This window comes from Brachybacterium sp. NBEC-018, from assembly GCF_024860185.1.
Classification (GTDB): Bacteria; Actinomycetota; Actinomycetes; order Actinomycetales; family Dermabacteraceae; genus Brachybacterium; species Brachybacterium rhamnosum.
The window spans coordinates 3683020-3696590 of sequence record NZ_CP100650.1; the positions used below are offsets into that span (position 1 = coordinate 3683020).

Annotated in this window: 14 protein-coding genes; 11 read left to right on the forward strand and 3 right to left on the reverse strand. The window is 74.0% G+C overall.

The genetic code is table 11. The features are described 5' to 3' along the window. Positions 1–4: 4 nt before the first annotated feature. Positions 5–760 carry a PH domain-containing protein gene (locus tag NLU66_RS16905; protein ID WP_259360763.1) on the reverse strand — a complete coding sequence of 252 codons (756 nt, stop codon included), beginning with the start codon at positions 758–760 and terminating at the stop codon, positions 5–7. 89 nt (positions 761–849) lie between these two features. On the opposite strand from NLU66_RS16905, the gene NLU66_RS16910 reads away from it, so the two are divergent. From NLU66_RS16910 to pgm, 5 genes are all read left to right on the forward strand, one after another. Beyond that, a complete protein-coding gene (locus NLU66_RS16910) occupies positions 850–1467 on the forward strand; it encodes a hypothetical protein (protein WP_259360764.1) in 618 nt (205 codons plus the stop codon). Between the two features lie 299 nt (positions 1468–1766). Further along, positions 1767–2390, forward strand: coding sequence for a hypothetical protein (locus NLU66_RS16915; protein WP_137771534.1), 624 nt, complete (start codon positions 1767–1769; stop codon positions 2388–2390). 1 nt (position 2391) lies between these two features. Beyond that, entirely contained in the window at positions 2392–3405 is a 1014-nt protein-coding gene (locus NLU66_RS16920) for an inorganic phosphate transporter (RefSeq protein WP_259360765.1), read from the forward strand. A 57-nt stretch (positions 3406–3462) separates the two neighbouring features. After that, positions 3463–4254 (forward strand): hypothetical protein, encoded by a 792-nt coding sequence (locus NLU66_RS16925; protein ID WP_259360766.1) that lies wholly within the window; start codon positions 3463–3465, stop codon positions 4252–4254. A gap of 134 nt (positions 4255–4388) precedes the next feature. Further along, complete coding sequence (pgm, locus tag NLU66_RS16930; protein ID WP_259360767.1) at positions 4389–6026, forward strand: phosphoglucomutase (alpha-D-glucose-1,6-bisphosphate-dependent); 1638 nt, start codon at positions 4389–4391, stop codon at positions 6024–6026. 249 nt (positions 6027–6275) lie between these two features. On the opposite strand, the gene NLU66_RS16935 is transcribed toward pgm, so the two are convergent. Next, a complete protein-coding gene (locus tag NLU66_RS16935) occupies positions 6276–7517 on the reverse strand; it encodes a hypothetical protein (RefSeq protein ID WP_259360768.1) in 1242 nt (413 codons plus the stop codon). Between NLU66_RS16935 and NLU66_RS16940 the strand changes: the two genes are divergently transcribed. Further along, positions 7510–7920 carry a hypothetical protein gene (locus NLU66_RS16940; protein ID WP_259360769.1) on the forward strand — a complete coding sequence of 137 codons (411 nt, stop codon included), beginning with the start codon at positions 7510–7512 and terminating at the stop codon, positions 7918–7920. The two genes, NLU66_RS16935 and NLU66_RS16940, sit on opposite strands and share 8 nt — an antisense overlap. A 51-nt stretch (positions 7921–7971) precedes the next feature. On the opposite strand, the gene NLU66_RS16945 is transcribed toward NLU66_RS16940, so the two are convergent. Then, entirely contained in the window at positions 7972–8493 is a 522-nt protein-coding gene (locus NLU66_RS16945) for a protein tyrosine phosphatase (protein WP_259360770.1), read from the reverse strand. A 159-nt stretch (positions 8494–8652) separates the two neighbouring features. Between NLU66_RS16945 and NLU66_RS16950 the strand changes: the two genes are divergently transcribed. The 5 genes from NLU66_RS16950 to NLU66_RS16970 all read left to right on the forward strand — a co-directional run bounded on the left by NLU66_RS16950 (position 8653) and on the right by NLU66_RS16970 (position 13525). Continuing rightward, a complete protein-coding gene (locus tag NLU66_RS16950; RefSeq protein WP_259360771.1) occupies positions 8653–9138 on the forward strand; it encodes a GNAT family N-acetyltransferase in 486 nt (161 codons plus the stop codon). Between the two features lie 19 nt (positions 9139–9157). Next, positions 9158–10354, forward strand: coding sequence for an App1 family protein (locus tag NLU66_RS16955; RefSeq protein WP_259360772.1), 1197 nt, complete (start codon positions 9158–9160; stop codon positions 10352–10354). Then, entirely contained in the window at positions 10351–10887 is a 537-nt protein-coding gene (locus tag NLU66_RS16960; RefSeq protein WP_259360773.1) for a GNAT family N-acetyltransferase, read from the forward strand. Before NLU66_RS16955 ends, NLU66_RS16960 begins: the two co-directional genes overlap by 4 nt. A gap of 104 nt (positions 10888–10991) precedes the next feature. Beyond that, on the forward strand, positions 10992–12005 hold the full coding sequence (locus NLU66_RS16965) for an aldo/keto reductase (RefSeq protein ID WP_259360774.1): 1014 nt from the start codon (positions 10992–10994) through the stop codon (positions 12003–12005). 845 nt (positions 12006–12850) lie between these two features. Beyond that, entirely contained in the window at positions 12851–13525 is a 675-nt protein-coding gene (locus NLU66_RS16970) for a hypothetical protein (RefSeq protein ID WP_259360775.1), read from the forward strand. Positions 13526–13571: the final 46 nt, after the last annotated feature.

Consider the following 13571-nt stretch of genomic DNA (forward strand, 5'->3'; position numbering starts at 1 on the left):
GCCCTCAGCGGCGGCCGGGGCCCCGGCGGCGTCGCCGGTGCAGCTCGCGCCGCAGGATCCGGACCCCCTCGGCGCTCGGGCGGCCGTGCTCGCGCACCGGTCGGTCGAGCGCCGGCAGCACCACGCGCCGCCCTCCGCGCAGGCGCAGCGCGACCGTGAGCCAGTGCACCGGGTGCACGACCCGCGCCTCGACGTCGACCACGTCCTCCCAGCGCACCCGCCGCACCCGCAGGGCGCCGCGGCTGACGATCTCCTCGGCCCCGATCTCGACGCTCGCCCGCGCCGCCGCGAGCCCGGACAGCGCGAACCGCAGTCCCAGGCCGCCGAGCACCAGCACGAGCAGGCCGAGCGCCGCCTCCGCGGCGAGGAGGCCGAGCGAGGGCGCCCCGGGTCCGGTGCGGGACAGGGCGAGCAGCACCGCGGCCCCGGCGGCGACCGTCGCCCCGGCGAGCCCCACCGCGCCGACGACCGCGCCGACCACGCTGCGTCGCAGGGCGTGCGCGGGCAGCAGCACGCGCGGGGCCGGGACGCTCCTGCCCTCGCCCGGCCGGGTCACGGCGGCGTCGCGCGGTGCGGCGGCGTCGCGGGGTGCAGCGGCGTCGCGGGGTGCAGCGGCGTCGCGGGGTGCGGCATCCTCCCCGGCTGCGGGACGGAGCTCGGCGACCGCGCGCAGCATGCGCTCGACGGTCGCGGCGCCGCGCGAGAAGTCCGGCAGCGGCCGGGGGCCGGTGCCGGGATCCAACGAGCGGGGGACGGTCATGGCCCGACCGTACGGCGGCCGTGCGAGCCGCGCCATGGGGAGAGGTCCCCAGGTGCGTGCGCGGAGGGAGCGGTCGTACAGTGCGGGGCATGTCCGGCTCCTCCCCCCGCTTCCGCCGTCCCGCCTCGCTGTACCCCTCCGTCGCCGATCAGCTGCCGGGTGACCCGGACCCGGGCACCGCGAGCGACCTCGCCCACAGCTCGGCGAGCGCGCTGCTGGACGGCGTGTTCCACAGCGAGGACCCGGAGGTCGTGCAGCGGGTGCTGACCCTCGCCGCGCGCGAGGGCCTCGGCGACCTCGCGACGCTCTGGTCACGCGCGCCCGCGACGACCCTGCCGGGCGCGCTCTGGCGCCTGTACGTGCTGCACACGTGGGTGCAGCGGGCCGGCGACGACGTGGTGCTGCGGTACCGCGAGGGCTCCCGCACCGTGCCCGGCCTGCGCTATCTCTCCGGCCTCTCCGAGCCGCCGGACGTCGACGAGGTGCGCCGCACGATGGACGACATCCTGCGCGGCGCCTTCACCGGCGATCTCGGCATGGCCCTGATCCGCGCCGGAGCGGTCGCCACGATCGTCGCCCACGGCACCGCCCACCTCGCCGACTCCTCCCCCGAGGAGGGCCTCACGGCGCAGGCGGAGCGCCTGCTGAGCACCGGCGAGGAGCTCGTCGCGGCCGGCCGCCACGCCGAGGCGGGCACGCTGGACTGACGGCGCCGCGGCCCCTCCTGGGCGGGGCGTGCTGCGGGGCGCCGTGCGAGATGCTTCACTCCTCCCCCGCCTGTGGCCGCTCCACGGGCCTCCCCGCTGACATCGCCCGGGCACGTGCCCTACGATGGTTCGCGCGTCGGGCCGCGGTTGCCCCGGGCTCCAACATTTGCCGCTTCGAGCGGCCTTCGCGCCGACAGGCGCATCCCGGTCCGGCGCATCGACGTTGGAACGGCCCCGCACCCCTGATCCGGGTGCCGAGGGCGAGGGCTGCGCCACCGGGCGCGAGGAGGCGTCTGGCCATGGTGCAGCTGTTCCCACGGCGGCTCGAGCGCCCCATGTACGGACTGTTCGCCGAGCTCGCCGAGATCCAGGTGCAGGCCGCGGACACCCACTCGACCGTCCTCGGCTCGGGCTACCGCGAGCGGATGCGCATCGCCCCCCGCCTCCACGAGCACTCCACGAGCGCCGAGGAGCTCGTGCGCCGCATCGCGAACCGGCTCGCGGACTCCCTCATCACGCCCTACGAGGCGGAGCTGCTCTACTCCCTCGCCCTCACGGTCGCGGACTCGATCTCCGCGATGGAGCACAGCGCCGAGCTGCTCGTGCTCTTCCACAGCGGCACGCAGCCCACGCCGCTGCTCGAGGCGGCCAAGGGCATCGAGCGCTGCGCCGAGCTGACCGTCACCGCGAGCTGGAAGCTCGACACCGTGCGGGAGCTCGGCGACTACTACGCGCAGGTGCGGAAGGTCGCCCGGCAGGGCCGTCGGCTCACCCGTCAGGCGCTCGGGGAGCTCTACGCCCGCGGCGGCTCCGGGATCGACCTGCTGCCCCAGCGGGACGTGATCGACGCGGTGGACACGATCGTCGAGCTGCAGGAGCGGGCGGCGCGCACCGCGGATCTGCTGCGCGTCAAGGACGCCTGAGGTGACGATCGCGCTCCTGGTCGCCGTGGTGCTGCTCGCCTTCGTCACCGCGTTCTACACCGGGTTCCACGACGCCTCGAGCGCCGTCTCCACGACCATCTCCACCCGCTCGCTGCGGGAGAGCACCGCACTGAACCTCGCCGCGGTGCTCAACCTCCTGGGCGCCCTGATCGGGATGCTCATCGTGCCGCTCAGCGTGGGCTGGGCGGTCTCCCTGCTGGGGCTGGGCCCGATCATCGAGGCGGCCGCCGACACCCCGGACCTCATCGGCATCGCGCTCGTGCTCATGCTGCTCGCGACCCTCGCCTGGGAGATCATCACCTGGTGGTACGGGACGCCCTCCTCGACCTGGCACGCGTTCCTCGGGGCGGCCCTCGGCGCCTCCGCCGCCCTCGGCGCCTTCGAGGCCTGGCTGCCCGTGATCGGCCTGCTCGCCCTCGCGACGCTGCTGGGACCGCTGATGGGCATGCTCATCAGCATCGCCGGCATGCGGGGACTGCTCGCGCTGGGGCGCACCGAGCGGCTGAGGGTGGGGCACCTCCGCTTCGCCCAGACCGTCTCCGCGTGCGCGGTCGCGACGGGGCACGGACTGAGCGACTCCCGTCTCCCCTACGCGCTCGTGGTCCTCGCCTGCCAGGCGGCCGGGCTCCCGCTCGCGGACTCCCTGTGGCTGCTCGTGCCGATCGCGGTCGCGATCGCGGCGGGGACGCTCATGGGCGGCCACCGGATCATCCGCACCATCGGGCGCCGGCTCACGTCGCTGAACTCGGCGCAGGGCTTCGTCGCGGAGTGCACCTCGGCGCTGCTCATGGCCCTCGCCGTGGTCGGCTTCCAGGTGCCGATCTCGAGCTCCCACACCCTCGCCTCGAGCGTGGTCGGCGCGGGCGCGGCGATCGGTCCGCGGCACGTGCGCTGGACCGTCGCCGCGAAGATCGTCGGCTTCTGGATCGCGACCCCGATCGTGACCTGTGTGATCACGGCGATGGGGATGCGGATCGTGCTCGGGGCTCTCTGAGCCCTCTCGGAGGCGGCGTCGCTATCCTTCCCGGGTCCCCCCGCGAAGGAGCCCCTGATGTCCGACGGCGACACCACGGCACCCGGCCAGAGCCGGCGCCCCACCTACGGCCTGCCCGCCCCCGCCCCGGAGCCCGGTGACGCCGCCGCTCCGGGCGCGTACGGGAGCCCCGCCCCGCAGGGTCAGTACGGCAGCCCGGCCCCGCAGGGCCAGTACGGCAGCCCGGCCCCGCAGGGCCAGTACGGAAGCCCGGCGCCGCACGAGCCCGCCGCCTGGACCTCGCACGGCGCGGCCCCGTCCCCCGCGGGCGGCCCGTCGGCCCCGGCCCCCGCTCGTCGTCGCCGCGGGCTCGTCCCGCTGATCATCGGCCTCGCACTGCTGATCATCGTGGGCCCCGCGGCCGCCATCGGCGGGATCATCTGGGGGTTCAGCGGGGTCATGGGGCAGGCGACCGACGGCCCCACCGTGGTCCAGGGCGCGAGCGGCACCGTCGACATGGGTGCCAACGAGATGCTCATCCTCTACGTCCCGACGGCGGACGCCGGTGCCACCTGCACCGTGGAGGGCGCGAGCCCGTCGGACCTCACCACCGTCCCCACCTCCGGCACGATCACCGCGCCCGACGGCACGTCCTACGAGCAGAGCCTCGGCGTCGTCGCGACGGCGGACACGACCGCCACGATCACCTGCACGGGGACCGAGGCGCCCGCCTACATGGGGCCGCTCGACGTGTTCGGCATCGCCCTGCCGCTGATCCTGGGGCCGATCATCGGCGTCGTCGTCGGGCTCGTCGGCCTGGTCCTCGCGATCGTGGGCGCCGTCCTGCTCGTGCGGTCCCGGCGGAGCTGAGCCCTGCCCTCTCCCACCCCCACCCCCGACCGCGCGGTCCTCCTGTCTCAGGGATCGACCGCGCGGGCCACGGTCGGGACCGGGGGCACCTAGAGTGGCCGCGTGACCCCGACCCCCGGAACGGAGTGGTGACCATGCATCCCCGCGCAGGCCAGAAGGCCCTCCCGGAGGATCTCGTCGACGTCGACGAGCTCCTCGACGCGTACTACGACCTCCACCCGGACCCCCGCGACCCGGACCAGCAGGTCGCCTTCGGCACCTCCGGCCACCGCGGCTCCTCCCTGGACACCGCCTTCAACGAGGATCACATCGCCGCGACCACGCAGGCGATCGTGGAGTACCGCGCGGGCCAGGGCATCCGCGGGCCGCTCTTCATCGGCCGCGACACCCACGCGCTGTCCCGCCCGGCCTTCGACACCGCCCTCGAGGTGCTCGCCGGCAACGACGTCGCGGTGCTCATCGACTCCGGTGACCGCTACACGCCGACCCCGGCGGTCTCGCACGCGATCCTCGTGCACAACCGCGGCAAGGCGGCCTCCGACCCCTCGCGGGCGGACGGCATCGTCGTCACGCCGAGCCACAACCCGCCGCGCGACGGCGGCTTCAAGTACAACCCGCCCCACGGCGGCCCCGCGGACTCCGACGCGACCGGATGGATCGCCGACCGCGCGAACGAGCTGCTCGGCGCCGGCCTGCGGGGCGTGCGCCGCGCAGGGCGCCAGAAGGCGCTGCAGGAGGCCGGTCGCCACGACTACCTCCACACCTACGTGCAGGACCTGCCGAACGTCGTGGACATCGACGCGATCCGCAAGGCGGGCGTGCGCATCGGCGCCGATCCCCTCGGCGGCGCGTCGGTGGACTACTGGGCGATGATCAGCGACCTCCACGACCTCGACCTCACGGTCGTGAACCCCGAGGTCGATCCGCAGTTCGGCTTCATGACCCTGGACCGCGACGGCAAGATCCGCATGGACTGCTCGAGCCCGTGGTCGATGGCCTCCCTGCTCGAGCGCCGCGACGAGTACGACATCGCGACCGGCAACGACGCGGACTCCGACCGTCACGGCATCGTCACCCCCGACGCGGGGCTCATGAACCCCAACCACTACCTCGCGGTCGCGATCACCTACCTGTTCGCGCATCGTCCGGGCTGGCCGGCGGGGGCGAAGGTCGGCAAGACGGTGGTCTCCTCGAGCCTCATCGACCGGGTCGTCGCCGATCTGGGACGCGAGCTTTTCGAGGTCCCCGTGGGCTTCAAGTGGTTCGTGCCCGGGCTCATCGACTCCTCGGTGGGCTTCGGCGGCGAGGAGAGCGCCGGCGCCTCGTTCCTGCGCCGCGACGGCTCCGTGTGGACCACGGACAAGGACGGCATCATCCTCGCGCTGCTCGCCTCGGAGATCCTCGCGGTGACGGGCCGCTCCCCGAGCGTCCTGCACGGCGAGCTCGTCGAGCGCTTCGGCGAGAGCGCCTACGCCCGTACGGACGCCCCCGCGGACCGCGCGCAGAAGGCGAAGCTCAAGAAGCTCAGCCCCCAGCAGGTGACGGCCACGGACCTCGCCGGCGAGCCGATCACGGCGGCGATCACGGAGGCCCCGGCCGGCGGGGCGATCGGCGGTCTGAAGGTCTCCACGGAGTCCGCGTGGTTCGCCGCGCGTCCCTCCGGCACGGAGGACATCTACAAGATCTATGCGGAGTCGTTCCGCGGCGAGGAGCATCTCACGAAGGTCCAGGAGGAGGCGAAGGCCCTGGTCGACGGCGCTCTCGCCGACTGACCCCCACCGCCCGCGGTGCCGATCGGCACCGCGGGCGATCCATGTCGGGATGACCGCGCGGTCACCGTCGGGCTCCCGGGAACCTCGCGGGGACCTCCCGGGGGTCTCCCGGACTGCTCGTGGCACCGTGCACACGTCCTTGCCCCGACCGCCGTTCCCCGCACATCATGAATGAGAAGGTAAAGGTTCGGTAGGGTAAGCTTCCCCGCTGGATCTGCCACACATGCCACGAACGGCCTGCCCACAGGACTACACAGGGAGAAGGGGGGTTCCGCCTATGCGTCTGCGCTCACGACTGTGCGCCGGCACCGCGGTGCTCGCCCTCGGCCTCCCCGCCGCCGCCCCGGCCCTCGCCGCGGGCGGGGACCAGGACTCCTCGGGCACGACCACCACCCAGCAGCCCGCGACCGCCTCGACGAGCGCAGCGGCCTCCGGTGACGACGTCACCGTCGAGGTCACCCTCGGCACCTCCGAGGAGGACGACCAGGGCGAGAGCACCCCCGCCGAGGAGGCCACCCCCTCCGAGCGGACCACCCCCTTCGACGACGCCACGACGGACGAGCCCGACGCCCCGCAGGAGTCGCCGCTCGCGTCGACCCCCGCGGCGGGCGAGGACGAGCCCGAGGGCGCCGCGGAGCCCACGAGCACCACGGAGTCCGAGGCGACCCCCGGCGCCGAGGGGACGAGCGCGACGAGCGCGCCCGCGACGCCCACGGAGTCCGCGTCCCCCTCCGCGAGCACGGCCCCGGAGACCACGGAGCCCGAGACGACGGAGCCGGAGCCGTCGGAGCCGTCGACCGAGCCGGAGACGACCGAGCCCGCGACGACGGAGCCCACGGCCTCGGATCCGGCGCCGACCACGGAGCCGACGACCACGGAGACGACCGAGCCGTCGACGACGGAGCCGGAGCCCACGCCGACGACCACCACCCCCGAGCCCACGGCCGAGGACCCCACCGACTCCCCCGTCGAGCCGGCCACGACGACCCCCTCGAGGTCGCTAACGAACTCCAAGACGACGTCGACCGCCCCGACCGAAAGCAGCTCGGCGAGCGACGGCGGCGGGGACGAGGCCGGATCGGGCGAGGAGTGCACGACCGACCCGTCCGACGCCGGTGGCGAGAGCTGCGCGTCCGACGGCGGCGGCGGCGAGACCACCACGCCTCCCGAGTCGGAGACCCCCTCGGAGTCCGAGTCGCCCTCGGAGACCCCCTCGGAGTCGGAGACGCCGTCGGAATCCCCGTCGGGCACCCCGACCACCACCGCGCCTCCGACCACGGAGCCGACGACGCCCGATCCGACCACGACCGAGCCTCCGACCACGACGGCCCCGACCCCGTCGACCTCACCGGAGTCGGAGCTCACCACCGAGCCGTCCGAGCCCACCGAGAGCCCCACCACGACGGACAGCGCCTCGCCGAGCGAGCAGCCGCGGGACCCGGAGCCCACGAGCGAGCAGCCCTCTGCCCCGGTCGAGGAGCCCGTGCTCACGGATCCCGACTCCGAGCCCGCCTCCGCGCCGGAGTCCGCGTCGGAGTCCGACTCCGCATCCGAGTCCGCGAGCACCTCCGGGAGCTCCACGAGCGCCGGCACCACCAGCACGGGCAGCGGCTCCGACTCCGGCGGCTCCACGAGCTCCGGCAGCGCCGGCGGCTCCGCCACCGAGGAGCCGGCGGCCCCGCCGACCACCCCGGACGACCCCAACGCGAGCGGCGGCCCGATCGTCCAGCTGCTCAGCGCGATCACCCAGGAGGACGGGAACGGCTTCGGCCGTCTGCGTCAGGTGCTCGTCGCGGCCCTCGGCATCGGCTTCCTCACCGCCGCCGGGTTCATCGGCGCGACCCTCCGCAGCCGGCAGATCTCCGGGCCCCGCGGCCACCGCCGCCGCTCCTGAGGGCGGTCACCCGCTCCTCGGAGGGGGCGGCGCGCCCGTCGGCCCGGCGCGTCAGACGCGGTCGCGCAGGGCGAGACGCAGGTGCAGCAGCAGCGAGGGCAGCGACTTCTGCATCTGCAGCACCGTGCGGTCGAACGCCTTCTGCCCGTAGTACCAGGGATCCTTGACGCTCAGCTCCGCCTCGCCGGCCTGCACCGGCGCCGTGGGATCGAACTGCCGCCACAGCACGACGTCCGGGGCGGAGGAGCCCTCCGGCGCCTGATCGATCATGCGCCGCAGCACCTGCGCGTGCTCGGCCGTCATCGGCAGCACGAGATCCCAGGTCAGCAGCTCCGTGAGGTGGATCGAGCGGGCCGTGTGCTCGAAGGGGCGGTCGTAGCCCGCGCGCTCGAGGGCGATCTCGGTGCGCTCGTCGATGGGCTGGCCCTCCGCCTCCCAGCTCGTGCCCGCGGAGCCCACCTCGATCCTGTCCGCGAGCCCGTCCAGGCGCACGGCCTCGCGCAGCATGATCGCCGCCGCCGGGGAACGGCACACGTTTCCGGTGCAGACGGTGAGGACGCGGAAGGACTCCATCGCGCCATTGTCGCAACTCCGGCGGGCAGGTGCGCACCGTTCGCCCATGGCCCGTATGATGCTGGCGGAGGCGCCGGCCCTGGCCGTGCCCCGCACGGCATGAGTCCACCCCCGGTGGTCATCGCCCATCCCCCGCACCGACGGCTCAGGAGGACTGCCATGGCCGACATCATCCGCGCCCACGACGACGACTGGTCGCTCGTGCGTGAGATCCGGCTCCGCTCTCTCAGCACCGACCCCGCGGCCTTCGGCCAGAGCTGGGAGAAGGAGTCCACGTACGACGACGCCGTGTGGCGTCAGCGCGTCGAGGACGCCGCCTGGTTCCTCGCGGTCGAGGACGGCCAGCCCCTCGCCGTGGTCGCCGTCCGTCACGAGGCGGACTCCCCGGAGAACGAGCGCGAGCTCCAGGCCATGTGGGTCACCCCGACCTCCCGCAAGACCGGTCTCGCCCAGCGCCTCGCCGAGGCGGTCCTCGCCTGGGCCGAGGAGGACGGCGCCGACACGGTGACGCTCTACGTCGGCCCCAGCAACGTCGGCGCGACCGGCCTGTACCGGGCCCTCGGCTTCCAGGACACGGGCGAGCGCTGGCAGATCGTCGAGGACGACCCCGACGGCGCCTGGCTGAAGATGGCCCGCGGCGTCTGAGCCGCCTGCGGTCCCGCCCGTGCGCTCCCCGCTGCCCGCACCGCGCCTGAACGGTCGCGGCGCACCCGAGCACACCGCGCGCCCCCACTGGGCGGCCCGTGTGGAGGACGCGAAGAACGTGGGCATCGGCCGGGTGCTGCGGCGCCTGGGCTGGGACCTCCGCCTGCAGCCCTTCCACGGCTACGGCAGCACGAACGCCGTGCGCGTGCTCGCGAAGGTCCGCTACGCCACGCCGCACACCCCCGCCGACCACCACGACCAGCCGGTCGAGGACATGCGGCGGATGGCGGTGCGCGGCTGGCGGAACTTCGCCGGCCAGGTCGCCCCGCACCGCACCGTGCACCTGCGCATCGGCGACCGGGAGATCACGACCCGCGCGGACCGCGCCGGCATCGTCGACGTGCGCCTCGACGTCGAGCTCGAGCCCGGCCACCACGAGGCGGTCCTGTGGACCACCCCGTCCAACGCCGTCACCGCGGACGTCACCGTCTTCCCGCCGGACGCGGAGGTGGGCCTCGTCAGCGACATCGACGACACGGTCATGGTCACGTGGCTCCCCCGGCCGCTGCTCGCCTTCTGGAACGCGTTCGTCGCCCACCAGTCGACCCGCAAGGTCGTCCCGGGCATGCCGATGCTCTACCAGCAGCTGCTGCGCGACCACCCCGGCATGCCGGTCCTGTACCTCTCCACGGGCGCCTGGAACGTGTTCCCCGTGCTGCGACGGTTCCTGTACAAGAACGGCTACCCCGACGGCCCCCTGCTGCTCACCGACTGGGGCCCCACGAACACGGGCATGTTCCGCTCCGGGCGCCGCCACAAGGAGCGCTCCCTCGAGCACCTCGCCCGCGACTTCCCCGGCATCCGCTGGATCCTCGTGGGCGACGACGGCCAGCACGACCCCGCGATCTACGGCGACTTCGCGGCCGCCCGGCCCGACCAGGTCGAGGCGATCGCGATCCGCCAGCTGACCGAGCCCGAGCAGCTGCTCTCCCACGGCACCCTGCGGCCGCTCGGCGGCGGCTCCCCGCGCGTCGCCCCGCCGCCCGGCACCCTCCCCGCCACCGTCGGCGGGGGCTCCTCCGCCCCGGCGGGCGAGCCCACCACGGCGGAGGCCGACGCCCAGGTCCTCGCCACCCGTCCCATCCCCTCCGTGGCCGCCCCCGACGGCCACGGCCTGCTGCGCGCCCTGCGCAGGATCGGAGTCCTCCCCTCGTGACCGGCACCGCCACCTCGCTCTCCCTCCGCCCCGCCGGCCCGCAGGACGTGCCCCGGATTGTCGAGATCGTCGAGGCCGCCTATCGCGGCGAAGGCGGTTGGACCACGGAGAGCTCCCTCGTGGGCGGCGCCCGCACCCACGCGGGCGAGGTGCAGACGCTCCTCGGGGACCCGGACGTCGACCTCGTCGTCGCCGCTCAGGGCGAGGACCCCTCGTCCCCCGTCGTCGGCTGCTGCTACACCTCGCGCGACGGGGACCGCGCCGAGTTCGGCCTCTTCGCCGTCGACCCCGCCGCGCAGTCCGGCGGCATCGGCCGTGCCCTCCTCGAGGAGCAGGTGCGGCGCTGCGCCGAGCGCGGGGTGCGGGTGCTCGAGATCCATGTGCTGCAGTCCCGGCCCGAGCTGCACGCCTGGTACGAGCGCCACGGCTTCGTCCCGACCGGTCGGACCATCCCCTTCGCCGGCCGCGACGAGGACCTCAAGGTCCCCGGTCTCGGCATGGACGTCATGGAGCGGGACCTCAGCGCGTCCTGAGCACAGCAGCACGTGCCGAGCACGGGCCCGACGTTCCTGGGATCCGGGCGCTGACCAGCATCTCCCCCCTGCCGTCGGGCCTGCCCCGGCACTATGCTGGAGGCATGAGCAACGAGGCCTACTCCCCCGCCGCCACGCGCTACGCGCACACCGACTACCGCCGCGTCGGCCGCTCCGGCCTCCGCCTCTCCCCCATCTCCCTGGGCCTGTGGCAGAACTTCGGCGCCGGCCGCGACCCGGAGCTGCTGCGCTCGATCGTGCGCCGCGCCGTGGACCTCGGCGTCACCCACCTCGACCTCGCGAACAACTACGGCCCGCCGCCCGGATCCGCGGAGGAGAACATCGGCCGGATCCTCGCCCAGGACTTCTCCGGGCACCGCGACGAGCTGATCATCTCCACGAAGGCCGGCTACACCATGTGGGACGGCCCCTACGGCGACTGGGGCTCCCGCAAGTACCTGCTGTCCTCCCTCGACCAGTCGCTCGAGCGCCTGGACCTCGAGTACGTCGACATCTTCTACCACCACCGCGAGGACCCCGAGACGCCCCTCGAGGAGACCATGGGCGCCCTCGACCAGGCCGTGAAGAGCGGCCGCGCCCTCTACGCGGGCATCTCCAACTACTCCCCCGAGCGGACCCGCCAGGCCGCCCGCATCCTCGGCGACCTCGGCACGCCGCTGCTGATCCACCAGCCGTCGTACTCGATGTTCAACCGTCACGTCGAGGACGGCCTGCTCGACGCGGTCGAGGACCTCGGAGTGGGCCTCGCCGTCTTCTCCCCGCTGCAGCAGGGCCTGCTCACCAACCGCTACCAGCAGGGCGTCCCGCAGGGCTCGCGCGCCCGGACCAGCGGCTCGCTCTCCGAGGAGAAGATCAGCGACCCGCTCTACCAGGAGCGCGTGCGCGGCCTCTCCGCGATCGCCCACGACCGCGGCCAGAGCCTCGCCCAGCTCGCCCTCGCCTGGGTGCTGCGCCACCCGCAGGTCGCGACGGCGCTCGTGGGCGCCTCCTCGGTCCAGCAGCTCGAGCAGAACATCTCCGCGCTCGAGAACCTCACCTTCACCGAGGACGAGCTCGCCGCGATCGACGAGTTCGCCGTGGACGGCACCGCCCGCTGACCCCGGGGCGCCGGCGCGGCGTCGCCCGGAGCCCGAGGGCCACGCGCCTCCCTCCCCCGCGAGGCGGCCCGGCCCGGCCAAGCCCAGCCTCAGATATTGGCAGCAGAAGAACCATTGGCGCCTCAGGGAGCATCTTCGCTCGAACATGCTCTCTGAGGCGCCAATTCTTCTGAGGATCGCGCGCTCCGACGATCGATGCGGAGCAGGCTGCAGCCTCCCGCGAAGTTGACGTGCACCGTGCCCGGGCCACCTCTGTCGTTCCTCCCCATGCGCGCCAGTCCACCGCGGCTCCGGAATCGCCGCGTGCGCAACGCAGGCGGCCTACGGTGCCGAGCATGCGCGCCGCTCCGCTGCCTCCAGGGCTCCTGCTCACTCGAACGGAGTGGGTGGAGCGCGGCGTCTCGTCCCGCCGGGTGTCCGGCCCCGAGCTCACTCGGGTGCTGGGCAGGTGGTACACACCGACGTCGGCGCCGGCGAGCCTCGATCGGATCGCTGCGGTGCTGCAGACGAGCGTCCTCCCCCACGCGGTCATCAGCCATACGACCGCCGCCGCGTTCCACGGGATACCGCTGCCCTGGTGGGTGGACGACGGCATCAGCTTCCTCGCCGAACCCGATGCTCGTGGCCGGTACCCGGCGCCGATCCCCAGTCGGCGCGCCACCAATGCAGGGCCCGGCAACACGGCCAAGACCGGTGTCACGGACAGGCCCGTCGGCACGGACAGGTCCGATGGCACGGCGGGGACGGGCAGCGCAGGAGACGAGGTCTTCCGTCCTCCGCGGATCCACTGCCGCGTGCCCGGCCCATCGCGGCGGGGCGCCGGGCCCGCCGTCACCGTGCATCGGATGCGACCTGCATGTTCGATGCTGGTGCGCGGCATCGCCGTGTCCCATCCCGTCGTCGCCCTGGTGGAGTGCGCCGGGATCCTCGATCTCGACGACCTCGTCGTCGGACTCGACCATCTCCTGGGACCGCGCAGCCGCTACGCGGACGGCTCGCGCCAGCAGATCGCCAAGATCCTGGACTCCCTGGACGGGTCCCACGGCGTCCGCCTTCTGCGGCGGGCGCTGGAGCTCGCCCGGCCCGGCGTGGAATCTCCGGGAGAGACCCGCACGCGACTGCTGGTCACGTGCGCCGGCTTCCCCGAGCCCGTGCCGAACCTCCCGGTGAAGGACCCGGACTCGGGAGTCATCCGCCGCCTCGACAACGGACGGCCGGAGCAGATGGTGGGTGCCGAGTACGACGGGGACTACCACCGCCGCGGGCGGGACAAGGACCGCCGTGGCATCAGGCAATGGCGCCGCGACCATGCGCGCCGTGAGTCCCTGACCTCCCTGGGGTGGACGCTGCCGTTCCTCGACGCCGACGACATCGCCGACCCGAGGCGCTTCCTGTCCACGCTGCGCCGGGCCTTCGTCTCGCACGGGGCCGAGGCGCCGCCCGAGTCGCGGTGGTTGGGCGAGGCCGGCGACGACCTGTGCCGCGTGTCCGTGCCGCCCCGTCGTTGGTCGGCCGCCTGACGGCGCGGCGAAGCCCGCTGCACCCCTCGGCTCCGCAGCACCATCG

Bases quoted from the DNA above. Each gene is read 5' to 3' on its own strand.
- NLU66_RS16905 (WP_259360763.1), bottom strand. From the start codon at position 760: ATGACCGTCCCCCGCTCGTTGGATCCCGGCACCGGCCCCCGGCCGCTG.
- NLU66_RS16910 (WP_259360764.1), top strand. From the start codon at position 850: ATGTCCGGCTCCTCCCCCCGCTTCCGCCGTCCCGCCTCGCTGTACCCC.
- NLU66_RS16915 (WP_137771534.1), top strand. From the start codon at position 1,767: ATGGTGCAGCTGTTCCCACGGCGGCTCGAGCGCCCCATGTACGGACTG.
- NLU66_RS16925 (WP_259360766.1), top strand. From the start codon at position 3,463: ATGTCCGACGGCGACACCACGGCACCCGGCCAGAGCCGGCGCCCCACC.
- pgm (WP_259360767.1), top strand. From the start codon at position 4,389: ATGCATCCCCGCGCAGGCCAGAAGGCCCTCCCGGAGGATCTCGTCGAC.
- NLU66_RS16945 (WP_259360770.1), bottom strand. From the start codon at position 8,493: ATGGAGTCCTTCCGCGTCCTCACCGTCTGCACCGGAAACGTGTGCCGT.
- NLU66_RS16950 (WP_259360771.1), top strand. From the start codon at position 8,653: ATGGCCGACATCATCCGCGCCCACGACGACGACTGGTCGCTCGTGCGT.
- NLU66_RS16965 (WP_259360774.1), top strand. From the start codon at position 10,992: ATGAGCAACGAGGCCTACTCCCCCGCCGCCACGCGCTACGCGCACACC.
- NLU66_RS16970 (WP_259360775.1), top strand. From the start codon at position 12,851: ATGCGACCTGCATGTTCGATGCTGGTGCGCGGCATCGCCGTGTCCCAT.